The organism is Variovorax sp. 01N429, from assembly GCF_056399425.1.
On sequence record NZ_JBFTRG010000002.1, the window covers coordinates 94,031 to 119,558 of the forward strand.

The following is a 25,528-nucleotide window of genomic DNA, read 5'->3' on the forward strand; positions in this document are numbered from 1 at the left end:
CAACCCCAGCGGCCCGGCGAAGCCGGTTCCGCGGGGTTTCTGGTACCCGATGGGAATGGCTGAAATTCAGACGGTGTTTATGTCTTTATTTCAGACATTTGTATTTTGTTTATTCAGGGTTTTCCAGACGTTCGTACAGGGTCGCGCGGGAGATGCCGAGCAGGCGCGAGGTTGCTAGCTTGTTGCCGCCGGTGGCTGACATGGCGGCGGCGATTGCCTTGCGCTCTAGTTCGGCGACCTGCTGGGCGAGGGGTCGCAGCAAGGCGGCGCTTTCTTCCTCGGCGCTCGAGGGTTCGGCCTGCATCTTTGTCGGTGCGGCGATCTGCTCCTGGCCGGCTTCGCGCAGGATGCGTTCGAGCTGCGCTGCGTCGATGCGCTGCGAATCGCTGCGCATGGTCACCTGCTCCAGCACGTTGCGCAGTTCGCGGATGTTGCCGCGCCAGTGCTGCGCGGCGAGCAGCGCCATGGCGTCGGGCGTGAGTTCGGGCGGCGCCTCGCCGCTGCGAAAGGCCATGTCCTCGCCCAATGCTTCGACGAGGGCGGGGATATCACTGCGCCGCTCGCGCAAGGGCGGCACGCGCACCGGCAGCACGTTGAGGCGGTAGTACAGGTCTTCACGAAAGCGGCCCTCGCGCACCAGCGCCGCCAGATCACGCGAGGTCGCGGCAATCACGCGGGCATCGAAAGGCACCAGCTTGTTCGATCCCAATGGCTCGATCTCGCCTTCCTGAAGTGCACGCAACAGCTTGGCCTGCAGCCCGAGCGGCATGTCACCGATTTCGTCGAGGAACAAGGTGCCGCCGTCCGCCAGCTTGAACTTGCCCTCGCGCGCCTTGCGGTCGGCGCCGGTGAAAGCGCCGGGCGCGACGCCGAAGAATTCGGCTTCGAGCAGCGTGTCGGGCACGGCCGCAATGTTGACGCTGACGAAGGGACCTTTGGCCCGGGTCGATGCCGCGTGGATGGCATGGGCGAGCAGTTCCTTGCCCGTGCCGGTTTCGCCGAGCAGCAGCACCGGGCTGGACGACTGCGCCGCGCGTCGCGCATGGCGCTTGACCTCCACCGCAGCCGGGCTGCTGCCGATAAAGCTGGCAAAGGTGTATTTGGAGCGCCGCTGGCCGTCGGGTGACTGCTGATAGAGCGGGTTGTTGCGCTGGCTCGCCAGCTCGCGGCGTGCGTCGTCCAGGTCGCGCTGCAGCAGTGCAAACTTGCTGATGAGCGGCTGCAGGGTGGTTTCAGGATGATCGAACAGCACGATGCCGATCGCGCCGATGACGTCCCCGAGCGCGGCGCCCTCGCCTTCCTCACGCAGCGGAATGCGGCTGACGACGAAGGTGCCGGCCTTGTTGGTCAGCAGGTCGATCAGGATCGGCTCGCCGGTTTCCAGCACGCGGCCCATCTGCGTGTTCGGGATCACGTCTTCCACCTGATGGCCGAGAAACTGGTCGATCGATGAAAAGCCGAGCGCCGGCAAAAACCGGCGGTAGCCCTCGTTGACCCAGACGATGCGGCCGCCTCGATCGACGAGGAACATCCCCTGGCTGATGCTCGAGAACAGATGGAACATCGATCGCGCGGCGAGCGCAAGGATGCCTTCGGCATCGAGCGGCAATGCGGGTGGAGCGGCGGTGGCGGATGGCATGGCGGGATCGTAGCGCGCGGCTTCGGCCGATGCCCTTTGTCACGCGGCGGGCACCGACGATTTGCGGCGTGCCGGCTTGCTATGCTCCGCCCCTTGCAGGGCTCATCGGCCCATGGCGGCGCGCGGGCAATCCACCGGTTCACGCCCGTCCTTACCGGCTCGCCCGACACGCCTCCTTTTTTGCGGAACCCCGAACTCATGAGGAATCCCCGGCTTCCGGCGCTCACGCTCGTCGCCTCTGTGCTGCTGCTCACCGCCTGCGCAGTCCCACGCCCGCCTGAAAAGGTCGAGGCACCGACACCGGCCCAGTGGAGCACGCCACTGCCCGCTTCCACGGCCGCCCTGCCTCACGGCGGTTCGCTCCCGAGCCTCGCGGAATGGTGGCGCCAACTGAACGATCCGTTGCTGGTCGACCTGATCTTCGCAGCCGAAGCCGCTGCTCCGACCGTCGCCAGCGCCGGTGCGCGAATCGCCGAAGCGCGGGCCACGCGCGTCGCAGCGGGCGCAGCGCTCGTGCCGAATCTCAACGGCACCGCTTCGGCCAGCCGCGGCAACTCGCCGACCAGCGGCCTCACCGCGCCAACGTCAGGCACCGCAACGGATGGCCTCAGCACCACGCTGCCCGCGATCACCACCCTGCAAGCGGGACTGCAATCGAACTGGGAAATCGATCTGTTCGGAGGCCTGCGTGCCAGCCGCGATGCGAGCCAGGCGCGGCTCATGGGCGCTGATGCCAATTGGGACGACGCGCGAGTCTCGGTCGCGGCCGAGACGGCCAACAGCTACCTCGCCGAACGCGCCTGCCGGCGTCAGCTCGTCGTGTCGACGTCCGATGCGCAATCGCGCGCCGAAACGGCACGGCTGACCGACCTGTCGATGCGGGCCGGCTTCACGGCACCGGCGGATGCCGCGCTGGCGCGTGCGAGCGCCGCCGAGGCATCCGGGCGCCTCACGCAGCAGCGCGCCCTGTGCGCGGTGCAGCAGCAGGCGTTGGTCGCCTTGACCGGCATCGAGGACGCCACGCTCAAGGTCCGGCTCGATGCCGCTCCGATCGACGTCGCGCTTCCGGCAGTGCAGGCGGTCCACAGCGTGCCGGCCGAAGCGCTCGCGCAGCGTCCCGATGTCTTTGCCGCCCAGCAGGCTGTTGCAGCCGCCAGCGCCGATGCCGGCGCTGCCCTGGCGCAACGCTTTCCGCGGCTGACGCTGCAGGGCTCCATTGCGACCCTGCAAGTGCGCGCCGGCGTTTTCCGGGAAAGTTTCGACACCTGGACGATCGGGCCGCTGGCGCTGACCGTTCCGATCTTCGACGGCGGCACCCTCGCCGCCAATTCCGAGGCCGCGAAGGTGCGGTATGACGAAGCCGCTGCCCTCTACCGCGCCAAGGTGCGCCAGGCCGTGCGCGAAGTCGAGGAAGCGCTGATCAACCTGCAGAGCACGAACGAACGCGCCAACGATGCCGACGTCGCGGTCAGCAACTACCAGACCTCCTTCAATGCCACGCAGGCACGCTACGCGACCGGCCTTGCAAGCCTGTTCGACCTGGAGGACGCGCGGCGTACGCTGTTCACCTCGCAGACCGCGCGCGTGGCGCTGCAGCGCGAGCGCGCCGACGCCTGGGTTGCGCTCTATCGCGCCATGGGCGGCGGCTGGTCGCGCCCCGAATCCATGGCAACCACGACATCTTCCGCTGCCCCGTCACCATGAAAAGAATGAAGCGTTCCACCCTCATTGCCGCACTGGTCATCGTGCTGGTCCTTGCCGGCGCGGCCTTCTGGCTCGTGCGCGCCAAGCAAGCCGACCGACCCCCGCCCAGCGAAGCCGCGACCGCTCGCCCGACCTTGACCGTGACGGTCGCCAAGCCGGAGACGAGCGAACTCAACGCCACGCTCTCCGCCAACGGCAATGTCGCAGCATGGCAGGAAGCGAGCGTCGGGTCCGAATCCGCCGGTTTGAAGCTCGCGGAAGTGCGGGTGAACGTGGGTGACGTGGTCAAGAAGGGCCAAGTCCTGGCCGTCTTCTCGGCCGACACCGTGCAGGCCGACGTCGCCCAGGCGCGCGCCTCGCTGGCGGAGGCGCGCGTCACTGCCGCCGATGCGGCCGGCACCGCCGCGCGGGCACGCACGCTGCAGGCCACGGGCGCGATGAGCCAGCAGCAGATCAACCAGTACCAGACGGCAGAGCAGACCGCGAAAGCGCGCGTCGAGGCGGCCGAAGCGGTGCTCGCAGCGCAGCAGGTGCGTGGCCGCAATACCCAGGTGCTGGCACCCGATGACGGCGTGATCTCTTCGCGCACGGCAACCGTGGGCAGCGTGGTTCCCGCGGGCACCGAATTGTTCCGGCTCATCCGGCAGGGCCGCCTCGAATGGCGCGCCGAAATCACTTCCTCGGAACTGGGCCGCATCGCCGTCGGCACGCCGGCAGTCGTCGTCAGCGCGAGCGGTGCGCAGGTCGAGGGCAAGGTGCGCAGCGTGGCGCCGACCGTCGACCCGAAGACGCGTGCCGCGCTCGTCTATGTCGACATCCCCAACGTGCTGCAGAACACCGGCATCAAGGCCGGCATGTTCGCGCGCGGCGATTTCCTGCTGGGCCACAGCAGTGCGCTCACCGTGCCGCAGGCTTCGGTCGTGCCGCGCGATGGATTCAATCACCTGCTGGTGTTGCAGCCGGACAACCGCGTCTCGATGGTGCGCATCGAAACCGGCCGGCGCCTGGGCGATCGCGTTGAAGTGACGACGCCGCTGCCCGCGAACGCGCGCGTGGTCGTGCAAGGCGCCGGTTTCCTCAATGACGGCGACCTCGTGCGCGTCGTCGAAGGCACCGCATCGCAATCCGCCAGCGTCAAGCCCTCGATCGAAGCCGCCAGGTAAGGAGCAGCCACCATGAATGTGTCGGCCTGGTCCATCCGCAACCCGATCCCGGCGGTGATGTTGTTCGTGCTGCTCACCTTTGCGGGACTGCTGTCCTTCAACGCGATGAAGGTGCAGAACTTCCCGGACATCGACCTGCCGACGGTGACCGTGTCCGCATCGCTGCCCGGCGCGGCCCCGTCGCAGCTTGAGAACGATGTCGCGCGCAAGCTCGAGAACTCGATCGCCACGGTTCAGGGACTGAAGCACATCACGACGAAGGTGCAGGACGGCGCGGTCACGCTGATCGTCGAGTTCCGCCTCGAAAAGCCTGTTCAGGAAGCCGTAGACGACGTGCGATCGGCCGTGCAACGCGTGCGGGCCGACTTGCCGGCCGATGTGCGGGATCCGGTCGTCACCAAACTCGACCTGGCGGCGCAACCGGTGCTTGCGTTCACCATCGCATCGACCCGCATGGACGACGAAGCGCTGTCGTGGTTCGTCGACAACGACGTGACGCGGCGGCTGCTGGCGATCAGCGGGGTGGGCGCAGTCAACCGCGTGGGCGGTGTGACGCGGCAGGTACACGTCGACCTCGACCCCGGCAAGCTGCAAGCGCTGGGCGCCACTGCCGCTGACATCTCGCGCCAATTGCGCCAGGTGCAAACCGAAAGCGCTGGCGGTCGCACGGACGTGGGCGGCAGCGAGCAGCCGGTGCGCACGCTCGCGACAGTGCAGTCTGCCGACGAACTCGCCGACATGCAGATCGCGCTTTCGGACGGCCGGCGCATACGGCTCGACCAGGTCGGGCGCATCAGCGACACCATCGCCGAGCCACGCGCGGCAGCCCTCCTGAACGGCAAGCCGGTGGTCGGATTCGAGGTCGCTCGCAGCCGCGGCGCGAGCGAGGTCGAGGTCGGTGCGGCGGTGCAGAAGTCGCTTGAGCAGTTGCGTGTCGAGCGGCCGGACATTCAACTCACCGAAGCCTTCAATTTCGTGGAGCCCGTGCGCGAGGAATACGAAGGCTCGCTGCATCTGCTTTATGAAGGCGCCATCCTGGCGGTGGTCGTGGTGTGGCTGTTCCTGCGTGACTGGCGCGCGACTTTCGTGTCGGCGGTGGCGCTGCCCATGTCGGCCATTCCGGCATTCATCGGGATGTATTTGCTCGGCTTTTCGATCAACGTGGTCTCGCTGCTGGCGTTGTCTCTCGTGGTCGGCATCCTGGTGGACGACGCCATCGTCGAGGTCGAGAACATCGTGCGCCACTTGCGCATGGGCAAGACGCCGTACCAGGCCGCGATGGAAGCGGCCGACGAGATCGGGCTCGCGGTGATCGCCACCACTTTCACGCTGATCGCCGTTTTTCTGCCGACGGCTTTCATGAGCGGCGTGGCTGGCAAGTTCTTCAAGCAATTCGGGTGGACGGCTGCGCTCGCGGTGTTCGCTTCACTGGTCGTGGCGCGGATGCTCACGCCGATGATGGCGGCCTACATCCTCAAGCCGATCGTCACGGCCGAGAAGGAGCCCCGCTGGCTCGCGGCCTACATGCACATGGCCGAGTGGTGCCTCAGGCATCGGTTCACGACGATGGTGCTGGCCACCCTCTTCTTCTTCGGTTCGGTGGCGATGATCCCGTTGCTCAAGACCGGATTCATTCCGCCAGACGACAACTCGCAGACGCAGGTGTATCTCTCTCTGGCGCCGGGTTCGACGCTGGCGCAGACCACGGCCGCGGCCGAGGAAACCCGGCGACGCGTGATGGCGATCGAGCATGTGCGCAGCGTCTACACCACCGTGGGCGGTGGCAGCGCGGGCGGCGACCCGTTCGCGAATTTCGGCACGCCGGAAACACGCAGGGCCACGCTCACGGTTCAACTCGACCCTCGCGGCGATCGCCCGCGCAAGCAGGTCATCGAGAACAAGATCCGCGCCGCGCTTGAAACCCTGCCCGGCGTGCGCAGCACCGTGGGCCTCGGCGGCTCAGGTGAAAAGTACATCCTGGCCTTGAGCGGCGACGATCCGGCCGCGCTGACCCAGGCCGCGCGCGCCGTCGAACGCGACCTGCGCACGATCCCCGGCCTTGGCAACATCACTTCGACCGCAAGCCTGATCCGGCCGGAAATCGCAGTGCGCCCGGATTTTGCGGCCGCAGCCGATCTCGGCGTGACCAGTTCAGCCATCGCCGACACCCTGCGAGTCGCCACGCTCGGCGACTACGACCAGAACCTGCCCAAGCTGAACCTTGCACAGCGCCAGGTGCCGATCGTCGTCAAGCTGGAAGATTCCGCGCGGCAAGATCTCGCACTTCTCGGACGCCTTGCGCTGCCGGGCACCAACGGACCAGTGATGCTCGAGCAGGTCGCACAGCTCACGGTGGAAGGCGGCCCGGCCGTGATCGACCGCTACGACCGGTCGCGCAACGTCAATTTCGAGATCGAACTCTCAGGCGTCGGCCTTGGCGATGCAAAAGACGCCGCGATGAAGCTGCCCTCGATTCGCCATCTGCCGCCCGGCGTCCGCGTGGCCGAGGTGGGCGACGCCGAAGTCATGACCGAGCTGTTCCAGAGCTTCGGGCTGGCGATGCTGACCGGCGTGCTTTGCATCTACGTGGTGCTGGTGCTGCTGTTCAAGGATTTCCTGCATCCGATCACGATTCTTTGCGCGCTGCCGCTGGCACTGGGCGGCGCCTTCGTGGGGCTGCTGATCGGCCAGAAGGCACTGTCGATGCCTTCGCTGATCGGGCTGATCATGCTCATGGGCATTGCAACCAAGAACTCGATCCTGTTGGTCGAATACGCCATCGTCGCGCGCCGCGACCATGGCATGAGCCGCTGGGACGCACTGCGGGACGCCTGCCACAAGCGCGCCCGCCCGATCATCATGACCACCCTCGCCATGGGTGCGGGCATGACGCCCATCGCACTCGGATTTGGCGCTGCCGACTCCAGTTTCCGCTCGCCGATGGCGATGGCCGTGATCGGCGGACTCATCACATCGACGGTGTTGAGCCTGCTAGTGGTGCCGGCGGTGTTCACCTACATCGACGACATCGAGCATTGGATTCGCAAGACGACGCGGCGCATCCGCGGCTCCATCGGCACTCATGAGCCGCGCGATAGACTTGGCGAATCGTCGATCGACAGGGGTACACCGTGATCAGAATTCTTCGGCTTGCTGCGATTTCCAGCGCGATCCTGGGCCTCTCGTCGGCGTCTGTCGCACAGACTCACACCGGCCACGCCGATGCGCAGCAGCGCTTCGACGCGCAAATCGCCGAGTGCAATAGCGGAAAGCTCCCGGCACCCGAGCGAGAAGCCTGCGTGCGCAAGGCAGGCCACGACCTCGATCGCGCGCGCGGAGGTCCTCCGCGCCATGTCACCACCCGGACACCCGATCGGCGCTCTACCGTCGTGACCCCTGAAGGCGCCCCGGTGCCTGCCAGCGGAACCACGACCAAGCGGACTCCTGATCGCCGATCGACGGTGGTGTCACCCGACGGCTCGCAGGTGCCCTCCAGCGGCACGGCCTCGGCGAGGTCGCCCGAAGGCCGGTCGACGGTGGTGCCCCCAGCCAACCAGCCTTCGCGCTGATCAGAACAGGGTTCGTTCGTCTTCAGGCGACGCCCCGCACCGCCGCCACCATGGCTTCGAGCCGGCGTGCGTTCAAGATCACGAGCGCCTTGCCGTCGCGCGCGAGCACTCCATCGCGACGAAGCGTATTGAGTTCACGCGTCACCTGCTCGCGGTTCGTGCTGACCTGACTTGCAAGCTCGACGTGCGTCGGCGCGGGCTCCAGGCGAGCCTGGTTGTCGGCGATACCGGCCGCTCGCGCCAGTCGAAGAAGTTCGGCATGTACCCGGTTCTGAACGCCCATGGTGCTGAGGTCGATCACGCGCTCTGACAGTTGCCGCACGAGCCCGACCAAGCCGCGCATCACGCGTTCGGCAACGATCGGCTCTTCGCGCAGCAGCGACATGAAAGCGGTGCGATCCAGGCTGGCGACCACGCTGGGCCTGAGGGTCACGACGTCGGCGGACCGCGGCTTGCCATCGATGGCGGACAGATCGCCGAAATAGTCGCCTTCATTCGAGTCGCGAAACGTGACCTGCCGCCCGTTCGGTGAATAGGTCGTCACGCGCAACTGGCCCGACACCAGGAAGAAGACATCGCTCTTTTCTTCCGAGCGAAGCAGCAGCGGCCTGGCCGCCGGAATGCTCTGCCACGCGCAACGCTGGGCGATGTCGTCCAGGCGCTCTTGCGACAAGCCTTCCAGCAGCGCAATGTGCCGCAGGGCAAGACTGGAACGATGGACTGTCATGCTCGACCTCTCACGCCCGGAAAGCGGTTGAGAACAGCGTTGAAGAGCCGTTGAAAAGCCGTTGAGAAAACCTGTGCGCAAACGCACAGCGTGAAAGCAGATGAATCGCCACAGTTGCACCCCGTGATGTCCGCGATTTCCGCTGTCACACACCCGTAGCCTCAAGGAGATTTCATCATGAATGCGAAGCTATTTGTCGGCTTGTCCGCACTCGCGTTGGCTGGCGCCGTGTCCGCGCAAACCGTGCCTGCGGAGCAATGGGTCGGCGCGGCGATCCCGACGGCGAGTCATTTCACTCGCGCCGAGGTCGCGGCGGATTTCAACACCAGTCGCTCGTTCACGGCTGCCGCGCCGGAATTGCGCGTCGGCCCTGCAGACCCTGTCCCCGGCGCTGAAAGCCGCGCAGAAGTCGCAGCCGACCTGAGCCTGTGGATCAAGTCTGGAATGAGCCAGGTGGCCAATTCGGACAGCTTCGATCCGACGAGCGCGGCGTATCGTGCGCAGTTTGCGTCTTACCAGCGGATGCGCAATGGCCCGCAGTTCCTGGCGGAAGTCCAGCGCAAGCAAGGTAAGACGGCGACGACCGCGCAGATGGAGCCCGCGCCGGCCGGGAATTGACGGCCGATGAAGCCGATGACAAACACCTCGGAGCCGGTTGAGCCGGACCGAGGCGATTGCCCAGATCAAGGAGCTACTTGCCCATTCGCTTTGCGAGTCGCGGCAGGATGAGCACGCCGAGCACGATGACGATCAGCACGATCGACATCGGACGCTGGAAGAACACCGCCGCGCTGCCTTCGCCGATCGACATTGCGTTGCGCAATTGCGCCTCGGCCAGCGGCCCGAGGATCATCCCGACCACCACCGGCGCGGTCGGAAAATCGAAGCGGCGCATGACCACGCCCAGCACACCGATGGCATAGAGCAGCAGCAGGTCGAACGCACTTTGGCGCATGCCATAGGCGCCCACCGTCGCAAAGATCAGGATGCCCGCGTAAAGCTGCGGCTTCGGAATCTTGAGCAGCTTGACCCACAGGCCCACCATTGGAAGATTCAACACCAGCAGCATCACGTTGCCGATATAGAGCGACGCGATCAGCGCCCACACGAGCGCCGCCGACGTGGTGAAGAGTTGCGGACCGGGCTGGATGCCGTAGTTCTGGAACGCCCCGAGCAGGATCGCTGTGGTGTTCGATGTCGGAATGCCCAGCGTCAGCAGCGGGATCAGCGCCGCGGTCACCGTTGCATTGTTGGCTGCCTCCGGGCCGGCGACGCCTTCGATCGCACCCTTGGTGCCGAACTCCGCCTTGGCATCGGCATCCTTGGCGAGCTTCTTTTCGGCGGCGTAGCTCAGGAAGGTCGGGATCTCCGTGCCGCCGGCCGGGATGCAGCCGAAGGGCGTGCCGATCGCGGTACCGCGCAGCCACGCAGGAATCGAACGCTTCCAGTCGCGCGCCGTCATGTGGACGCGGCTGAGCTTGTTCTGGTCTTCGACGACCTTGCCTTCGTAGAGAACCGCGTAGAGCACTTCGGCCACGGCGAAGAGACCGACGGCGACCAACACGATCTCGATGCCGTCGAGCAGCTCGGGAATGCCCCCCGTGTAACGCCCCTGTCCCGAGATCTGGTCGAGCCCGATGCATCCCGCCGCGAGCCCGATGAACAGTGCCGTCATGCCCCGCAGCGTGCTCTTGCCGAGCACCGCGCTGACGGTGGTAAAGGCCAGCAGCATCAGCAGGAAATACTCCGGTGGCCCGAGCTTGACCGCGAAGTCCGCCACGAAGGGCGCGAACAGCGTGACGATGACCGTCGCAATGGTGCCGGCCACGAAGGAACCGATCGCCGCGGTCGCGAGCGCGGCGCCTGCGCGGCCGCTCTTCGCCATCTTGTTGCCCTCCATCGCCGTCACCATGCTGGCGGTCTCGCCGGGCGTGTTCAGCAGGATGGAGGTGGTCGAGCCGCCGTACATGGCGCCGTAATAGATCCCCGAAAAGAAGATCATCGAAGCCGTGACGTCGACCTTGCCCGTGATCGGCAGCAGCATCGCTACCGCAACCGCGGGGCCGATGCCGGGCAGCACGCCGACAGCCGTGCCGAGGGCGCAGCCCACCAGGCACCACAGCAGGTTCACGGGCGTGATCGCCAGCGCGAAGCCGTGCATCAATGCGTTGAAGATTTCCATCCTAGAGCCACCCTGTGTTGGTAAGACCCGGCAGGTTGATGGCCAGGAACTGCGTGAACATCCAGAACACAGGCGCAGAGATCAGCAGGCCGGTCACGATGTCGATCAGCCAGGTGCGAGGCGCATTGACCCCGCCCTGCCCGCTGGCGCGCCGCAGACCCTGTACGGCGAGCAGGTAGCACAACGTGCAGCTGAAGATGAATCCGATGGTCGTGATGAGCGCCGCGTTGAGCAGCAGCCCGGCAGAAACCCAGACGAACCCGCCCCAGTACGGCTGGACCGCGCCGGAGGGTTCTTCCATCTCGCGAAAGCCGCCGGTGCGTGATTCCCAGATGATCCACGCGCCGCAGGCCGTGAGCGCGATCGATACCAGCCAAGGCAGGAAGTTGGGGCCGACGCCCCCATAGCCCGCTTCGGACGAGATGCCGATCGCGCCGAATGCCAGGGCCAGCCCGGCAACCAGAACGCCTACGCCGACCAGCGTCTGGGGCCAGATCGCCGGCCTCCTCGGGACTGCAATATCGATCGAGGACACGTTCAGACCATTCCGGACTTGACCATCGTCGCACGCAGGCTCGCGAACTCATCGTCCACGAACTTGGCGAAGGCGTCGCCCGACAGGACGGCAGGCGTCCAGTCGTTCTTCTTGACCGCCTCGGCCCAGCTTGGCGTCTTCAGCGCCGCCAGAACCATGTCGGTCAGCGCCTTGCGCTGCTCGGGCGTGATGCCGGGCGCGCCATAGACGCCGCGCCAGTTGCCGATCTCGACGTCGATGCCCTGCTCCTTCAGCGTCGGCACGTTGATGCCGGGCAGGCGCTGTGCGGACGTGACCGCAATCGCCTTCATCTTGCCGGCGTTGATGTATTCGGCGAATTCGCTGAAGCCGCTGCCGCCGACGGTGACATTGCCGCCAAGGATGGCTGCCGTTGCCTCGCCGCCTCCGCGGAAAGCAACGTAGTTGATCTTGGACGGATCGACGCCGACCTTCTGGGCGATCATGGCCGCCGCGATGTGCTCGGTCGATCCGCGCGAGCCGCCGCCCCATTTGACGCTGCCCGGGTCTTTCTTGAGCTGGTCGACCACGTCCTTCATGGTCTTCAGCGGGGAATTCGCCGGAAGCACGAAGACGTTGTATTCGCTCGTGATGCGGGCGATCGGCGTGGCCTGCGAGAGGCTGACCGGTGGCTTCCCGGTGATGATGCCGCCCAGCATCACCGCCCCCATGATCATCATCGCGTTCGGGTCACCTTTCGAGCCGTTGACGAACTGGGCCAGCCCCAGCGCACCGGCCGCGCCACCCTTGTTGTCGTAAGTCACCGTGTCGGCGAGCTTGCCCTCGGTCAGCGCCTTGCCGAGCGCGCGCCCGGTGGTGTCCCAGCCGCCGCCCGGATTGGCCGGGATCATCATCTTGACGTTGGTCGCGGCCCATGCCGAAAGCGGCAGGGCACCGGTGGCGGCCATCGCGGCCAATGACTTCAAAAAGGTATCTCGACGCATGCATGTCTCCTTGATGCTGAAAGCTGATTAGGACCTGACTTCGCTATGATGCGCCGCCCCGCTGTCAGTTGGCTGTCCACCGAACTGGGGTAAACACCGAAAATCCAGGGATGAAGTTGCTGCTGGTCGAAGACGATCCGTCGATGCAAACCACGCTGCAGCGCACGCTGGGCCGGCGGCAGATCGACGTGCGCCTGTGCGGCGATGGCGCGCTTGCCGTTGCCCAATGGCAGGCGCTGGAGCCCGATGTCGTCGCGCTCGACCTCAGCCTGCCCAACCTCGATGGCTTGCAGGTGCTGGCGCAGGCGCGCGCCGCTGGGCTGCGCACGCCGGTGCTGCTGCTGACTGCGCGCGGCACGGTCGGCGACCGGATCATGGGCCTGAACGCGGGCGCTGACGACTACCTGCCCAAGCCCTTCGACCTCGATGAACTCGAAGCCCGCATCCGCGCCCTGCATCGCAGGCAGCAGAATGCCGGCACCGATCTGCCGGCCAAGCTGCCTGAAGTCGGCGGCCTTCGCTACGACCCCGACAGCGGCGCGATCTACCACCGCGCCGACGTGCTCGAACTGACGCCCAGGGAGCTTGCAATGCTGAAGGCATTGATGGTCAAGCCGGGCCATGCGGTGTCCAAGGAACGCCTTTTCGAGCTGGTCTTTCCCGGCGAGATGGACGTGCAGTACGAGGCGGTGGAAGTCGTGGTGTATCGGCTGCGCAAGAAACTCGCCGGCACCGGCGTCACGCTGATGACGCTGCGCGGACTGGGCTATCTCTTGCGTGAAGACGCATGAGCCGAGTCCGCTCGCTGCGAGCGAGGCTGCTGGTCGGCATCCTCGCGCCGATCGCATTGTTCGTGATCGTCAACAGCGTCAGCCTGTATCGCCAGAGCCTCGCGGCGGCGACGACCGCCTATGACCGCACCCTCCTCGCTTCCGCCAAGACCATCGGCGAGCAGCTCGACGTGGTCGGCTATGACGAAGCGGCTTCGCTGCGTGCCATCGTCCCGTATTCGGCGCTCGAAGCCTTCGAGGCAGACAACCAGAGCCGGATGTACTACCGGGTGTCCACGCTCGACGGTGAATTGGTTTCCGGATTCGACGAGGTTCCGTTCTGGACCGGCAAGCTGCCGGACCGACCGCCCTACGCCGCGCTGGTGGATTTCTATAACGCGCAATTCCGGGGCATGCCGGTACGAGTTGCGGTCCTGCTGCAGCCCGTTGCGAGTGCGAACGGCCGCGGCATGGCCGTTGTGCAGGTCGCGGAGACGCTCGAATTGCGCCAGACGCTCGCGCGCAAACTGCTGCTCGACACGCTGTGGCGGCAACTGGTGCTGATATCGGTCATCGCGGCGGTCACCGTGATCGTCGTCCAACGCGCGACGCGGCCGGTGCGTGAACTCGGCGAGGCGATCGAGGCGCGCCCGGCCGACGACCTGTCCCCCATCGATGCGCCCGATGCGCCGCGCGAACTCCGACCGCTGATCGACGCGACCACCGAAGTCATGGGACGCCTGCAACGGCTGCTGGACCATCAGAAGCGCTTCGTGCGCGACAGTGCCCACCAGTTGCGCACCCCGCTGGCCGTGTTGAAGGCACAGGTGCAGTCGGCCCGCCGCGGCGATGTGCCGCCCGAGCAGGCCTACGCCGAAATCGGCCAGACAGTGGAACGCGCGACCACGCTCGCCAACCAGATGCTGTCGCTCGCCAAGGTCGAGCAGTTGCGGCAGCAACCCGAATCGATGGTGCTCGACCTGGCGCAGACGGTGCGCGAGATAGCGCTCGACCTGTCGCCGCTGGTGGCCGACAAGGCGCTCGATTTCGAGCTCTACGCGCCGGCGCCGGTACCGGTGCGGGCGCACCGCTGGATGCTGCAGGAGCTTGCGCGCAACCTGCTGCACAACGCGATCAAGCACAGTCCGCAGGAGGCCGCGCTGGTGGTCCGTGTCGAAGCCGCCGAAGGTTTCGCGGTCCTGACCGTCAGTGACCACGGGCCTGGCATTTCGGACGAACTGCGGCAGCGGCTGTTTGCGCCTTTCGCTGCCGGCGACCTCGCCAGCGGCTCAGGCCTCGGCCTCGCCATCTGCCGCGAAATCGTGCTGGCGCTCGGGGGCCACATTGCGCTGGACAACCGGGAATCCGGCGGACACAAGATCGGGCTGGATGCTCTCGTGCATCTGCCGCTGGCGCGCGACAATCATTGATACGTGGATGCATACATGGATCGTCTTCGCATAGACAAATGGCTCTGGGCCGCGCGCTTCTTCAAGACGCGCTCGCTGGCGGCTGATGAGATCGGCAAGCACCGCGTGCAACTCAACGGCGATGTGGCCAAGGCGTCGCGGGAGGTCAAGCCCGGCGACACGGTGGCGATCCGGCTGGGCCCGGTCACGCGAGTGGTACGGGTTCTGGGCATCAGCGGACAGCGCGGACCGGCGCCAGTCGCACAGCAACTCTACGAAGAGACGCCAGAAAGCCTTGCCGCGCAGGCGGCCGCGCGCGAGCAAAGGCGCCTGGGCAGCGAGCCGGCGCTCAGCATTGAGCAGGGACGCCCGACCAAGCGCGATCGCCGCGAACTGGACGGCGCCCGCCGGGGTGATTGGGACAACCGCTGGAGCGCGTCGATCGATACGGACGAATAGGCCCACTTGCCGGGGCGCCATCGCGTACGCTGCGGGCTTTGCGCGAGGAATCCCAACTCATGGCCAGCTTCAAGAAATACCGCGTGGGCAAGAAGTTCAAGCTCGCGGACATCGATCCGGCCGCCGTGCCTTTTCAGAAAGGCGCCGAAGAAGTACAACGCGAGGCACTGGACTCCCTGGCCGGGCGGCTGGACGACCTGCAGAACCTGCTCCACGCCGAAGGCAGGCGCAAGTTGCTTCTCGTGCTGCAGGGCCTGGACACGAGCGGCAAGGACGGCACGATCCGCTGGGTTTTTTCTCGCACCTCGCCCTTGGGCGTCCGGGTGACGGCCTTCAAGGCGCCGAGCGAGGAAGAGCGCGACCACGACTTCCTGTGGCGCTGCCACGCCAACGTGCCGCGGTCCGGAGAAATCGGCGTATGGAACCGCAGCCACTATGAAGACGTACTCGTTCCGGTGGTCGAAGGCTGGATCGACAAGGCCGAAACGCGCCGCCGCTATGCGCAGATCAACGACTTCGAGCGGATGCTTTCCGAGACCGGGACCGTGATCATCAAATGCATGCTGCACATCAGCAAAGACGAGCAGCGCGCGCGGCTGCAGGCGCGCGTCGACGATCCGGGCAAGAACTGGAAGTTCGCCATGGGCGACCTCGACGTTCGCAAGAAGTGGGACGCCTACGAACGCGCCTACGGAAATGCGCTAGCTGCGACCTCGACCGACCACGCGCCTTGGTACGTCGTGCCGGCGGACAGCAAGCGCCACCGCAATCTCATGGTCGCCGAACTGCTCGTGAAGTCGCTGAAGGACATGGGCCTTTCGACGCCGCCGTTCGACCCGGCGCTGAAAGGACTCATCGTCGAATAAAGGTTCTGTAGGCCGCGTCCGACTGCCGTCTCTCCCAAAAACGTACTTCAGCGTTGAGCAGCCGCCACGAGAGTGCCTCTCGTTCGGCTCACGCCGCCACGTTTTCGGAGAATCTTGATGAGCATTTTCTTGACACCGATGGCTCTCATTGCCGGTTTCTACCTTCTGATCCTGGGCGCCGGCATGCTGTTGGTGAACGTGGGACGGCCGCTGCGGCTCCTCAGCAACGAAATCGCAGAGCGTGTCGAGCAGTCGATCGCGGTGCTGGACGAATGCAATCCTCACTCCCGCGCGAAAAGGCCCTCGTGAGCCTTGCGCAATTCGCGCTTCAGTAGCTTTCCGCTCGGATTCTTGGGCAGGGCTTCGACGAGCACCACCCGCTTGGGCGCCTTGAAGCCGGCCAGATGCTTCGCGCAATGGGCGAGAACCTCCGCCTCGTCGAGCGCGTGGCCCGCCTTGGCGACCACGACAGCCACGACAGCCTCGACCCAGCGCGGATGCGGCACGCCGACCACGGCGACTTCCGACACCTGCGGCAGACGGTAGATCATTTCCTCGACCTCGCGGCTCGCGACGTTTTCGCCACCGGTCTTGATCATGTCTTTCTTGCGGTCGACGATCGTGATGAAGCCCTCGTCGTCGATCACCGCGAGATCGCCCGAATGAAACCAGCCGCCTTCGAACGCGGCCTTGGTGCGTTCATCGTCGTGAAAATAGCCAAGCATCAGGTGCGGCGAACGGTGCACCACCTCCCCGACTTCGCCCACCGCGACATCCTTCATCCGGTCGTCGACCACGCGAGTCTCGACGTTCAGCACGGCGCGCCCCGCGGAGCCTGGCTTGCGCAGTTGATCGTCGGGGCCGAGCATCGTCGCGAGCGGCGCGATCTCCGTCTGGCCGTAGAGGTTCCATAGCCGCACCTGCGGGAGTCGGCGACTGAGTTCGCGCAGCACCTCGACCGGCATGATGGACGCGCCGTAGTAGCCCTTTCGCAAGCTGCTGAGATCGGTGCTGTCGAATTTCGGCGAGCGCAGCAGCGAGATCCACACGGTGGGCGGCGCGAAGAAAGAGCCGATCCGAAAGCGCTCGATCAGCGGAAGCAGGTTGTCTGGCGTGGGCTTCGCCGTGATGACGTTGGTGCCGCCGGCGTAGAGCGAGGGCCCGAGGAACACATCGAGTTGCGCGCAGTGATAGAGCGGCAATGCATGCAAGGTCAAGTCGCCGGCGCTGATTTCGGCATCGACGAGGCAACTGACATATTGCGAGATCACTGCGTCGTGCGTGAGCATCGCGCCCTTGGGTGTGGATTCGGTGCCGCTGGTGTAGACGATCTGCGCGAGGTCGCTGCCTTGCAAATCCACATCGGGCGGCTCGGAACCCGCTTCGGCGAGCTGGTCGAATCGCAGCATGCCCGGCGCCGGATCGCTTGGGTCTTCGGAGGGCAACCAGAGAAACTCACCCACGGAGGTGTCGAGCGCCGCGGCTTCGCGCGCCAGGCCGGCCAAGCCGGAATCGGTGGCCAGAAGAGAGGCCCCGGCATGCCGCAGGATGTACGCCACTTCATCGGCCTTCAGCATGAAGTTGATCGGCACCAGCACCGCGCCGAGTCGTGCCAGCGCGAAGCGAAGGGCCGCGAATGCGTGCGAGTTTCGGGCGAGGACCGCCACACGGGCACCCTTGCCCACCCCTTGTTGTGCGAGGCCGCTGGCCACCCGGCTGCAAATGGCATCGAACTCCGCATAGGTCCACCGCGTGGTGCCGCAGGCAATCGCCAGTTTGCCGGGCTCGCGCCTCGCGCTGCGTCGCAAAAGGTCGGCCAGCGTCTGGCGGCGGGCTGTCTCATGAGTCATCGGGCGTCTCCTTGGGCGGGTCACCGCGAGGATAGTGCCCGTTCGACGCCATCGCCAGATAGGTGTATTGCTAGGTCCGCATCGGCGCGCGGCTTCGGTCGTTGTTGACCGTGACGAACTTGCTCAGGAGCTGCATGAAGTCGCGCCGCTCTTCTTCGGTGAGCATGCCAAGGAGTTCGTTCTGCATCTCCTGCATGCCCGGCACCATCTGGGCCAGGAGACTTTCGCCGAGCTCGGTCAGCCGCAGTTCGCGCTGGCCTCGCGCCAGCAACTTGCGCGAGATCCAGCCCTTGCCCTCGAGACGTACCGCGATATCGGCGGCGCTGGACGTGTCCAGCGCAACCTGCTGGGCCAACGTGACCTGATCGATGCCGGGGTTGTTCTGCAGGGTGCGCATCACCGCGTATTGCACCGGGGTCACTTCACGCCCCAGCGTTTCGTAGAAGACCGACACCGAGATCTGGTGCGCGCGACGGATCAGATGGCCCGGCTGGTCATTCAGATCGATCTCGACAGCATTGGATACTTTGCACTGCATGATGGCGAACGTAGTACTTAACTCGCCATTATCGAATGCTGTTTCTGCTCTACAAATCGAGCACCAGCATCGGCGAACGGGACCGAGAGCAACAGGGCGTGAACTGGTCGTTGGCCGCTTGCTCTTCCGGCGTGAGGTACATGTCCTTGTGGTCCGGCTCCCCTTCGAGGACTCGTGTGAGGCAGGTGCCGCACACGCCCTGCTCGCAGGAAGTCGCGACCTCCACGCCGATGGCAGCCAGCGCCTGTACCACCGTCTGGTCCTTGGGCACGGTCACCACGCGACCCGAACTCGCCAGCTTGACTTCGAACGACGCGTCGGCATCCGACTTGGCGATCTCGGCCGAGAAGAATTCATAGTGGAGTTGCTCGGCCGGCCATCCCGCGGTGCGTGCGGCGTCGAGTACCCAATCCATGAATCCCTTTGGGCCGCAGACATACAGGTGTACGCCCGCTTTCGGCGTGCCGACCAAGGGCCCGAGTGCGAGCTTCTGCGAAGCATCGCCATCGTCGAAGTGAAACTGAACCTGCGAGGCGAAACTCGATTGCCCGATCCTGTCGACGAACGCCGTCCGCTCGCGCGACCGGGTGCAATAGTGCATCTCGAAAGAGCCACCCGTCATGGCCAGCCGCTCGGCCATGCACAGAATGGGCGTCACGCCGATCCCGCCTGCAATCAGCACACTGTGCGTGGCACCGTTGGCAAGCGGAAAGTGGTTCTTCGGCGCACTGATACGCAGAGAAGCGCCCTCTTGCATCGCGTCGTGCATGGTCCGCGAGCCGCCCCGCGAAGCGGGATCGCGCAAAACGCCGATCAGGTAGCGATGGCTTTCGCGCGGGTCATTGCACAGCGAATACTGTCGCGTGACGCCGCCGGGCATATTCACGTCAATGTGCGAGCCCGCCGAAAACGCCGGCAGCGGTCGACCATCCGCTTGCACCAGTTCGAAAGTGCAAATGTCGACCGCCTCCGTCTGCTTGCGCGCGATGCGCACCTCCAGTTCAGCGGCATTCATGACGTCACCGCCTGGCGTTCCTCCGCCATCAATCGATCGAGCACGCGACGCGATTGCACTCCCCCGGCGTCGATGTTGAGCTTGAGCAACTGCCGATCCGGGTAGGCGAGATGATTGCGTTGCTGCGATTCGAGCATCTCCAGGTCTTCGCTGAAGATCTTGTGCTGGCCGTCGCGGATGGAGGCGGTCAGCGCCTTGTCGTGCGGCTGGAAGTTGCGCGCCATGCCCCAGAAGTACCAGTGCGAAGTCTCGGTTTCGGGCGTGATGAAGTCCACGACGATGCTGGACACCTTGTGCGCCGGGTCCGCGTTGTAGCCGCCCTTACCCGCATGCGCGACGCCGACTTCGATCATGACATGGCTCGGCGGCGTGAAGCGGCAGATTTGCCAGCGATCGACCGGCACGTCGTCGGCGAGGTGATTGCCGCGCAGGGCCATCCGCCAGAAGGGTGGCGCGGAAATGTTTTCCATGAACCGGCTGGTGACGACCATGTCGCCCTCGACCTTGGTCGTGGTGGGCGTCTCGTCGATTTCCTTTTGGCCGATGCTGGTGGAATGCACGTAAGTCTCGTGCGTCAGATCCATCAGGTTGTCGATCATCAGGCGGTAGTCGCAATTGATGTGGAACAGTCCTCCGCCGTACGCCCAATCGGGGCTCTCGGCCCATTCGAGGTGATGCAGCTTGGCCGCATCGGCGAGTGCCGGATCGCCCGGCCACACCCAGACGAAGCCATAGCGCTCGATCACCGGAAAAGTCCGGATCGCGGGAAATCCGCGAACGCGCTGCCCGGGCATGGCAATGGTCTTGCCGTCACAGCCCATTTCGAGGCCGTGATAGCCGCAGACGAGCTTTCCTTCGACCACCTGACCCAGCGACAGCGGAGCGCCGCGGTGGGGGCAGAAATCTTCCAGCGCCGTGGCCTTGCCCTCGATAGCGCGGTAGAGAACCAGGTTTTCGCCGCAGATCTTGCGACCCAGAGGCTTGTCATCGATTTCGCTGCCCGAGCAGGCAACGTACCAGTTGTTCTTGGGGAACATGTGGGAACTCCTTGTGCTGTGGGGTACGGGAAAAGCGTTCGGAGCGCGGCTTCAGTGCGCGGGGATCACGTCGCCCGGCTGGCGCGGCGCGGCACCGCGCCGAAGTGCAAGCACCGAGACCGTCGCGGCCAGCAATGGCAGTGCGAACGCGTAATAGAGCTGAGGCGGCTGCCATCCGTCGTCGAGGAGCGCGCCCGCCGTGAGCGGCGCGACGATCGCGCCGATGCGGCCGACGCCGATCGCCCAGCCCATGCCGGTGGTACGAACTGCTGCCGGATAGATCGCTGGCGCAAATGCATAGAGCCCGGCCATCGAGGCAAAGATGAACATCCCGATCAAGAATGCAACGCTGAACGACGCGCTCAGATGACCTGTGACGGCGCCGAAAAGCGCCATCACCAGCGCCGTGATCGCCAGGTTCGCGCCGGTGAGGCGACCCAGATCGAGCTTCGACGCCAGCAGGCCGAAGACGCTGCCTCCGATGATGCCGCCGATATTCAGCAGCACGCCACCGGTGATGCCCTGGCGGGCAGAAAGGCCAGCGGAAACGAGCAGCTTGGGCGTCCAGCTGAGCGCAAAGTAGAAGCTGAACATCAACAGGAAGAACGCGAGCCAGAGCAACAAGGTCGACCGGCCAAGGCCGCCGGCGAAGAGCCCCGAAATCGAATTGGACGAGCGCAGCGCTTCGGCATCTCGCGGCGGCAACTCGGCCAGTTGCGGGCGTTGCATCCGTTGCATCAAGACGTTGAGCTTGCGCAGCGCACCGCGGGGACGCTTGGAAGCGAGGAAATCCACGGACTCGGGCAACCGCCAGATCACGAGCGGAATCATGGACGCGGTGGCCAAGGCACCAAAGACGAACACCGAGCGCCAACCGTAAAGCTCGAGCAGCACAGCCGCGATGCTTCCGCCGATGGTCGCGCCGATGGGATAGCCCGTCGCCTGCAGCGCAACCGCTGTGCTGCGCCATTTGTTCGACGCGTATTCCGACGTGATGACGCCGACGCTGGCGAGCATTCCGCCAATGCCGACGCCCGTGAACGCGCGAGTGGCCGCCATCTGGATGCTGTCTTGCGCAAGCGCGGAGGCTCCCATTCCGAGGGCAACCACCGTCAGACACAGAAGGATGATCGATTGGCGGCCGAAGCGGTCGGCCAATGGCGCCAGAAACAGCGAACCGGCAGCCATGCCCAGCAGGCCAGCGCTGAACAGCACTCCCAACTGCGCGCCGGTGAGCTTCCATTCAGCTGAAATGCTGGCAGCCGTAAACGCCATCACGAGCACGTCGAAGCCGTCGAGCATGACCAACGTCACGCAAATGGCGATTGCACTCCACTGAAAACGGCTCATGGGTCCTTGGTCGAAGGTGCGGCGCAAATTGGTGGTCATCAAGTTCTCCGGATTGATGTCTGCCGCGTCTTCGGTGCGCTTTTGAAGCAGTTGTGGGGCTCGAATCGATTCAGTGCGCTGAATCAATGTCGATAAGTGTACTGAATGTCCTTGACATTCCGATACCTAGTGTTAACCCGTAGATGGTTGTGGCGCGAGACTTGACGGTTCCAGATGCGAAAAAGCCCCCGAGCTAAATCAGCGCGGGGGCTCTTGGGATCGTCAAAGACGATGTCTGGCGGAACCGGAGGGATTCGAACCCTCGATGAGGCTCTACACCCCATACTCCCTTAGCAGGGGAGCACCTTCGGCCACTCGGTCACAGTTCCTGAGCCAACGATTATGCCAGCGTTCAGGACGCCGGTTGGTCCAAATCGAAGGCTTTATGCAGCGCGCGTACAGCGAGCTCCATATATTTTTCGTCGATCACAACTGAAGTCTTAATTTCGCTGGTCGAGATCATCTGGATGTTGATCCCCTCCTCGCTCAACACGCGGAACATCTTGCTTGCAACGCCAACGTGGCTGCGCATGCCGATGCCGACGATGCTGACCTTGCAGATCTTGGTGTCGCCCACGATATCGGCCGCACCCAGGGTCGGCAGGACCTTGGCCTTGAGCAGGTCGATCGCCTTGGCGTAGTCGTTGCGATGAACCGTGAAGCTGAAGTCGGTACGCCCGTCCTTGCTCAGGTTCTGGATGATCACGTCGACCTCGATGTTCGCGTCGGCAATGGCGCCGAGGATGTGATACGCGATGCCCGGCTTGTCAGGCACGCCGAGCACGGAAATTTTGGCTTCGTCGCGATTGAACGCAATGCCGGATACGACGGCTTGTTCCATGTTTTCGTCTTCCTCGAAAGTGATCAGCGTGCCGGATTTGGCCTCTTCGTCGATATCGATGTCCCACGACGTGAAGCTCGAAAGCACACGCAGCGGGACCTTGTACTTGCCGGCAAATTCGACCGAGCGGATTTGCAGGACCTTGGAGCCCAGGCTCGCCATTTCGAGCATTTCCTCGAAGCTGACCGTCGCCAGGCGACGTGCATCAGGCTCGACGCGCGGGTCGGTGGTGTAGACGCCGTCCACGTCGGTATAGATAAGGCACTCGCTGGCCTTCAGCGCCGCCGCAATGGCGACTGCCGAAGTGTCGCTGCCGCCGCGGCCAAGCGTCGTGATGTTGCCGGCATCGTCCACGCCCTGGAATCCGGTGATGACCACCACCTTGCCGGAATCGAGATCCGCACGCACGCGTTCGTCGTCGATGCTCTCGATGCGGGCTTTGGTGAAGGCGCTGTCGGTCTTGACCTGAACCTGCCAGCCGGCGTAGCTCACTGCTTGGAGACCTTCGGCTTGCAGCGCGATGGCCAGCAGCGCCGACGATGCCTGCTCGCCTGTCGAGGCGAGCATGTCGAGTTCGCGGTTGTAGTCGTCTCCGGGCTTGCCGGTGGCGAGTTCTTTTGCCAAGCCGAGCAGGCGATTGGTTTCGCCGCTCATCGCGCTGGGGACCACGACCATCTGATGGCCGGCGCGCGCCCATTTGGCGACCCGCTTGGCCACATTCCTGATGCGCTCGGTGGAGCCCATCGACGTGCCGCCGTATTTGTGAACGATCAATGCCATGGGTAAAGTCAAAGAGAAGAGTTCGGATGCCGCAACGGCGGCCACACCGGCAAAACGGCCCACACCGGCATTCATGCACCCGCCTGCAGCCTGATTCAGCGCAAAGTCTGTGAGCTACGGCAAGGGCGAAGAATTGTACCAACGCAGCGTGTCGCCCTCCCGCTCGACGCGGCCGGATGCGATCTTCAGTTGGATCCGATGGCCACGCGTGCTGCATGCGGCAATCTGGTCGAGCAGTTGCTCCAGTTGCGCCTCGCTGGGGACGGCGGCATGGTCGCGCTTCAACCAGTGGCGCAAGACGTTGGCAAGCCTCTCGCGCGGCAACGCGCGCAATGCCGCCAATGACGGCGGGGTGCCCGCGTCAAGAAGCTCGCGTGCCGCAGCATCCGAGAGCAGCGCAGAAGCCCGTGCCGCGTTGCGCGCCGAGCGTGCAAAGGTTTCGCGGTACTGCGGCAGCGCAGCTGCGAGCGCCGGCAGCACTTGTCGGCGGATGCGGTTGCGTGTGTATCGAAGGTCGGCATTGCTCGGGTCCTCGATATGCGGAACCCGTTCGGCGACGACCCATTCGCGCAGCGCATCGGCGTGCACCGCGAGCAACGGCCTATGGAACTCGACACCGTGCCGGCGCATACGCATCGGCATTCCAGCCAAGCCATCGACCCCAGCACCACGGCTGAGCGCGATGAGCATCGTCTCGACCTGATCGTCCGCATGCTGTGCAAGCACGACATGCGCGAGATCATGGGCCAGCGCCAATGAGGCCAGAGTGACGTAGCGCGCCCGGCGGGCCGCATCCTCGGGACTCTCGCCCGGCGCGTGCCGAGCATCGATGCGGCCTACGTGCAAAGGAACGCCAAGCGCCAGGCAAGTCGCGGTGCAATGTGCCTCGAATTCGTCTGCGGCGCCTTGCAAACCGTGGTGCACGTGGAGCGCATGCACTTGGCCAGGCCAGCGGCTGGCGGCAGCATGAAGCAGTGCGGTCGAGTCCGCGCCGCCGCTGTAGGCCACGGCAAACGGCAACGGCGCCGCCCATGAAGCCAGTGCATGGTCGGCGGGATTTTCCATCTTGGATTGCGCAACAGGCTCCGGCCTGCGCCGCGCCTCCGCGCCTACTTGCCGTTGTCGGCCTTGGTGTCGGCGAAGCGACCGTAGCTTTGCAGACGCTCATAGCGGCGATGCAGCAATTCCTTGACGTTCAGGTCGCTGACCTGGCGGAAGGCGTCGTTCAACGCGCGCTTGAGGAACGCCGCCATTTGCCGATGATCGCGGTGCGAACCGCCGACCGGCTCGTTGACGATCTTGTCGACCAGCCCCAGCGCCTTGAGTCGATGCGCCGTTATGCCAAGTGCATCGGCAGCTTCCTGCGCCCTGTCGCTGGTCTTCCAGAGGATCGATGCGCAGCCTTCGGGGCTGATCACTGAATAGACGGAATATTGCAGCATCAGCACCTGGTCACCGACCGAGATCGCCAGCGCGCCGCCGGAGCCGCCCTCTCCGATGATCGTCACGATGATCGGCACTTCGAGCTGAGCCATCTCGAAGATGTTGCGGCCGATGGCTTCGGACTGGCCGCGCTCTTCGGCGTCGATGCCTGGGTATGCGCCAGGCGTGTCGACGAAGGTGAAGACCGGCAGCTTGAACTTCTCGGCCGTCTTCATGAGCCGAAGCGCCTTGCGATAGCCTTCCGGCTTGCTCATGCCGAAATTGCGTGCGGTGCGTTCCTTGGTGTCGCGGCCCTTCTGGTGGCCGAGCACCATGCAGGGCGTGCCATTGAATCGCGCCAGACCGCCGACGATCGACAGGTCGTCGGCAAAGTGACGGTCGCCGTGCAGTTCGACGAAATCGGTGAAGATTTCGTTGATGTAATCCAGCGTGTAGGGACGCTCCGGATGCCGGGCGATCTTCGTGATCTGCCAAGGCGTCAGGTCGCTGTAGATATCCTTGGTGAGCTGAAGGCTCTTCTTGCCAAGCTGATCGATTTCTTCCGAGATGTCGACTGCCGACTCTGTTTGCACATAGCGCAGTTCTTCGATCTTGCTTTCGAGTTCAGCGACGGGCTGCTCGAAGTCGAGAAAGGTTCGTTTCGCCAACGT

At 64.9% G+C, this 25,528-nt stretch carries 23 protein-coding genes and 1 tRNA gene; 10 read left to right on the forward strand and 14 right to left on the reverse strand.

The features are described 5' to 3' along the window. Nucleotides 1-109: 109 nt before the first annotated feature. Nucleotides 110-1,639 carry a sigma-54 interaction domain-containing protein gene (locus AC1DSF_RS03665; RefSeq protein WP_478123521.1) on the reverse strand — a complete coding sequence of 510 codons (1,530 nt, stop codon included), beginning with the start codon at nucleotides 1,637-1,639 and terminating at the stop codon, nucleotides 110-112. A gap of 198 nt (nucleotides 1,640-1,837) precedes the next feature. On the opposite strand from AC1DSF_RS03665, the gene AC1DSF_RS03670 reads away from it, so the two are divergent. The 4 genes from AC1DSF_RS03670 to AC1DSF_RS03685 are packed head-to-tail and all read left to right on the forward strand — an operon-like array spanning nucleotide 1,838 to nucleotide 8,075. Continuing rightward, nucleotides 1,838-3,343, forward strand: a complete 1,506-nt coding sequence (locus tag AC1DSF_RS03670) for an efflux transporter outer membrane subunit (protein WP_478123522.1) — start codon at nucleotides 1,838-1,840, stop codon at nucleotides 3,341-3,343. After that, entirely contained in the window at nucleotides 3,340-4,506 is a 1,167-nt protein-coding gene (locus AC1DSF_RS03675; RefSeq protein WP_478123523.1) for an efflux RND transporter periplasmic adaptor subunit, read from the forward strand. Before AC1DSF_RS03670 ends, AC1DSF_RS03675 begins: the two co-directional genes overlap by 4 nt. A 12-nt stretch (nucleotides 4,507-4,518) precedes the next feature. Then, entirely contained in the window at nucleotides 4,519-7,641 is a 3,123-nt protein-coding gene (locus tag AC1DSF_RS03680; protein ID WP_478123524.1) for an efflux RND transporter permease subunit, read from the forward strand. Beyond that, on the forward strand, nucleotides 7,638-8,075 hold the full coding sequence (locus tag AC1DSF_RS03685) for a hypothetical protein (RefSeq protein WP_478123525.1): 438 nt from the start codon (nucleotides 7,638-7,640) through the stop codon (nucleotides 8,073-8,075). The genes AC1DSF_RS03680 and AC1DSF_RS03685 overlap by 4 nt, the downstream gene beginning before the upstream one ends. Nucleotides 8,076-8,097: 22 nt before the next feature. On the opposite strand, the gene AC1DSF_RS03690 is transcribed toward AC1DSF_RS03685, so the two are convergent. Next, nucleotides 8,098-8,802, reverse strand: a complete 705-nt coding sequence (locus tag AC1DSF_RS03690) for a Crp/Fnr family transcriptional regulator (RefSeq protein WP_478123526.1) — start codon at nucleotides 8,800-8,802, stop codon at nucleotides 8,098-8,100. Between the two features lie 177 nt (nucleotides 8,803-8,979). Here AC1DSF_RS03690 and AC1DSF_RS03695 point away from each other — a divergent pair, with 177 nt between their 5' ends. Continuing rightward, complete coding sequence (locus AC1DSF_RS03695; RefSeq protein WP_478123527.1) at nucleotides 8,980-9,420, forward strand: hypothetical protein; 441 nt, start codon at nucleotides 8,980-8,982, stop codon at nucleotides 9,418-9,420. A gap of 73 nt (nucleotides 9,421-9,493) precedes the next feature. Here the strand turns inward: AC1DSF_RS03695 and AC1DSF_RS03700 are convergent, their stop codons facing one another. From AC1DSF_RS03700 to AC1DSF_RS03710, 3 genes are read right to left on the reverse strand one after another with little or no spacing between them, the layout of a single operon-like run. Further along, complete coding sequence (locus AC1DSF_RS03700; RefSeq protein ID WP_478123528.1) at nucleotides 9,494-10,984, reverse strand: tripartite tricarboxylate transporter permease; 1,491 nt, start codon at nucleotides 10,982-10,984, stop codon at nucleotides 9,494-9,496. Between the two features lies 1 nt (nucleotide 10,985). Beyond that, a complete protein-coding gene (locus AC1DSF_RS03705; RefSeq protein ID WP_478123529.1) occupies nucleotides 10,986-11,519 on the reverse strand; it encodes a tripartite tricarboxylate transporter TctB family protein in 534 nt (177 codons plus the stop codon). Between the two features lie 2 nt (nucleotides 11,520-11,521). Further along, nucleotides 11,522-12,481 (reverse strand): Bug family tripartite tricarboxylate transporter substrate binding protein, encoded by a 960-nt coding sequence (locus AC1DSF_RS03710; RefSeq protein WP_478123530.1) that lies wholly within the window; start codon nucleotides 12,479-12,481, stop codon nucleotides 11,522-11,524. A 110-nt stretch (nucleotides 12,482-12,591) separates the two neighbouring features. Between AC1DSF_RS03710 and AC1DSF_RS03715 the strand changes: the two genes are divergently transcribed. From AC1DSF_RS03715 to AC1DSF_RS03735, 5 genes are all read left to right on the forward strand, one after another. After that, nucleotides 12,592-13,272 (forward strand): response regulator, encoded by a 681-nt coding sequence (locus AC1DSF_RS03715; protein WP_478123531.1) that lies wholly within the window; start codon nucleotides 12,592-12,594, stop codon nucleotides 13,270-13,272. Then, nucleotides 13,269-14,681: a sensor histidine kinase gene (locus tag AC1DSF_RS03720; protein ID WP_478123532.1), complete on the forward strand. Its 1,413-nt coding sequence runs from the start codon at nucleotides 13,269-13,271 to the stop codon at nucleotides 14,679-14,681. Before AC1DSF_RS03715 ends, AC1DSF_RS03720 begins: the two co-directional genes overlap by 4 nt. 15 nt (nucleotides 14,682-14,696) lie before the next feature. Continuing rightward, nucleotides 14,697-15,119: an RNA-binding S4 domain-containing protein gene (locus AC1DSF_RS03725; protein ID WP_478123533.1), complete on the forward strand. Its 423-nt coding sequence runs from the start codon at nucleotides 14,697-14,699 to the stop codon at nucleotides 15,117-15,119. A gap of 59 nt (nucleotides 15,120-15,178) precedes the next feature. Beyond that, complete coding sequence (locus AC1DSF_RS03730; protein WP_478123534.1) at nucleotides 15,179-15,985, forward strand: PPK2 family polyphosphate kinase; 807 nt, start codon at nucleotides 15,179-15,181, stop codon at nucleotides 15,983-15,985. 117 nt (nucleotides 15,986-16,102) lie between these two features. After that, complete coding sequence (locus AC1DSF_RS03735) at nucleotides 16,103-16,294, forward strand: hypothetical protein (protein WP_478123535.1); 192 nt, start codon at nucleotides 16,103-16,105, stop codon at nucleotides 16,292-16,294. Here AC1DSF_RS03735 and AC1DSF_RS03740 read toward each other — a convergent pair. From AC1DSF_RS03740 to AC1DSF_RS03780, 9 genes are all read right to left on the reverse strand, one after another. Beyond that, complete coding sequence (locus AC1DSF_RS03740) at nucleotides 16,267-17,835, reverse strand: fatty acyl-CoA synthetase (protein WP_478123536.1); 1,569 nt, start codon at nucleotides 17,833-17,835, stop codon at nucleotides 16,267-16,269. The two genes, AC1DSF_RS03735 and AC1DSF_RS03740, sit on opposite strands and share 28 nt — an antisense overlap. Nucleotides 17,836-17,905: 70 nt before the next feature. Beyond that, complete coding sequence (locus tag AC1DSF_RS03745; protein WP_478123537.1) at nucleotides 17,906-18,373, reverse strand: MarR family winged helix-turn-helix transcriptional regulator; 468 nt, start codon at nucleotides 18,371-18,373, stop codon at nucleotides 17,906-17,908. A 49-nt stretch (nucleotides 18,374-18,422) separates the two neighbouring features. Next, a complete protein-coding gene (locus tag AC1DSF_RS03750; RefSeq protein ID WP_478123538.1) occupies nucleotides 18,423-19,388 on the reverse strand; it encodes a PDR/VanB family oxidoreductase in 966 nt (321 codons plus the stop codon). Continuing rightward, complete coding sequence (locus AC1DSF_RS03755; RefSeq protein ID WP_478123539.1) at nucleotides 19,385-20,425, reverse strand: aromatic ring-hydroxylating dioxygenase subunit alpha; 1,041 nt, start codon at nucleotides 20,423-20,425, stop codon at nucleotides 19,385-19,387. The genes AC1DSF_RS03750 and AC1DSF_RS03755 overlap by 4 nt, the downstream gene beginning before the upstream one ends. A gap of 51 nt (nucleotides 20,426-20,476) precedes the next feature. After that, nucleotides 20,477-21,814 carry an MFS transporter gene (locus AC1DSF_RS03760; RefSeq protein ID WP_478144589.1) on the reverse strand — a complete coding sequence of 446 codons (1,338 nt, stop codon included), beginning with the start codon at nucleotides 21,812-21,814 and terminating at the stop codon, nucleotides 20,477-20,479. 236 nt (nucleotides 21,815-22,050) lie between these two features. Beyond that, nucleotides 22,051-22,143, reverse strand: a tRNA-Ser gene (locus tag AC1DSF_RS03765). Between the two features lie 23 nt (nucleotides 22,144-22,166). Then, on the reverse strand, nucleotides 22,167-23,435 hold the full coding sequence (locus tag AC1DSF_RS03770) for an aspartate kinase (protein ID WP_478123541.1): 1,269 nt from the start codon (nucleotides 23,433-23,435) through the stop codon (nucleotides 22,167-22,169). A gap of 114 nt (nucleotides 23,436-23,549) precedes the next feature. Next, a complete protein-coding gene (gene tilS, locus AC1DSF_RS03775; protein WP_478123542.1) occupies nucleotides 23,550-24,500 on the reverse strand; it encodes a tRNA lysidine(34) synthetase TilS in 951 nt (316 codons plus the stop codon). Between the two features lie 44 nt (nucleotides 24,501-24,544). After that, nucleotides 24,545-25,525, reverse strand: a complete 981-nt coding sequence (locus AC1DSF_RS03780) for an acetyl-CoA carboxylase carboxyltransferase subunit alpha (protein WP_478123543.1) — start codon at nucleotides 25,523-25,525, stop codon at nucleotides 24,545-24,547. Nucleotides 25,526-25,528: the final 3 nt, after the last annotated feature.

Coding starts and splice junctions, on each gene's coding strand:
- AC1DSF_RS03665 (WP_478123521.1), bottom strand. CDS start 1,639: ATGCCATCCGCCACCGCCGCTCCACCCGCATTGCCGCTCGATGCCGAA.
- AC1DSF_RS03670 (WP_478123522.1), top strand. CDS start 1,838: ATGAGGAATCCCCGGCTTCCGGCGCTCACGCTCGTCGCCTCTGTGCTG.
- AC1DSF_RS03675 (WP_478123523.1), top strand. CDS start 3,340: ATGAAAAGAATGAAGCGTTCCACCCTCATTGCCGCACTGGTCATCGTG.
- AC1DSF_RS03680 (WP_478123524.1), top strand. CDS start 4,519: ATGAATGTGTCGGCCTGGTCCATCCGCAACCCGATCCCGGCGGTGATG.
- AC1DSF_RS03690 (WP_478123526.1), bottom strand. CDS start 8,802: ATGACAGTCCATCGTTCCAGTCTTGCCCTGCGGCACATTGCGCTGCTG.
- AC1DSF_RS03695 (WP_478123527.1), top strand. CDS start 8,980: ATGAATGCGAAGCTATTTGTCGGCTTGTCCGCACTCGCGTTGGCTGGC.
- AC1DSF_RS03700 (WP_478123528.1), bottom strand. CDS start 10,984: ATGGAAATCTTCAACGCATTGATGCACGGCTTCGCGCTGGCGATCACG.
- AC1DSF_RS03710 (WP_478123530.1), bottom strand. CDS start 12,481: ATGCGTCGAGATACCTTTTTGAAGTCATTGGCCGCGATGGCCGCCACC.
- AC1DSF_RS03715 (WP_478123531.1), top strand. CDS start 12,592: ATGAAGTTGCTGCTGGTCGAAGACGATCCGTCGATGCAAACCACGCTG.
- AC1DSF_RS03720 (WP_478123532.1), top strand. CDS start 13,269: ATGAGCCGAGTCCGCTCGCTGCGAGCGAGGCTGCTGGTCGGCATCCTC.
- AC1DSF_RS03725 (WP_478123533.1), top strand. CDS start 14,697: ATGGATCGTCTTCGCATAGACAAATGGCTCTGGGCCGCGCGCTTCTTC.
- AC1DSF_RS03730 (WP_478123534.1), top strand. CDS start 15,179: ATGGCCAGCTTCAAGAAATACCGCGTGGGCAAGAAGTTCAAGCTCGCG.
- AC1DSF_RS03735 (WP_478123535.1), top strand. CDS start 16,103: ATGAGCATTTTCTTGACACCGATGGCTCTCATTGCCGGTTTCTACCTT.
- AC1DSF_RS03740 (WP_478123536.1), bottom strand. CDS start 17,835: ATGACTCATGAGACAGCCCGCCGCCAGACGCTGGCCGACCTTTTGCGA.
- AC1DSF_RS03745 (WP_478123537.1), bottom strand. CDS start 18,373: ATGCAGTGCAAAGTATCCAATGCTGTCGAGATCGATCTGAATGACCAG.
- AC1DSF_RS03750 (WP_478123538.1), bottom strand. CDS start 19,388: ATGAATGCCGCTGAACTGGAGGTGCGCATCGCGCGCAAGCAGACGGAG.
- AC1DSF_RS03755 (WP_478123539.1), bottom strand. CDS start 20,425: ATGTTCCCCAAGAACAACTGGTACGTTGCCTGCTCGGGCAGCGAAATC.
- AC1DSF_RS03760 (WP_478144589.1), bottom strand. CDS start 21,814: ATGACCACCAATTTGCGCCGCACCTTCGACCAAGGACCCATGAGCCGT.
- AC1DSF_RS03770 (WP_478123541.1), bottom strand. CDS start 23,435: ATGGCATTGATCGTTCACAAATACGGCGGCACGTCGATGGGCTCCACC.
- tilS (WP_478123542.1), bottom strand. CDS start 24,500: ATGGAAAATCCCGCCGACCATGCACTGGCTTCATGGGCGGCGCCGTTG.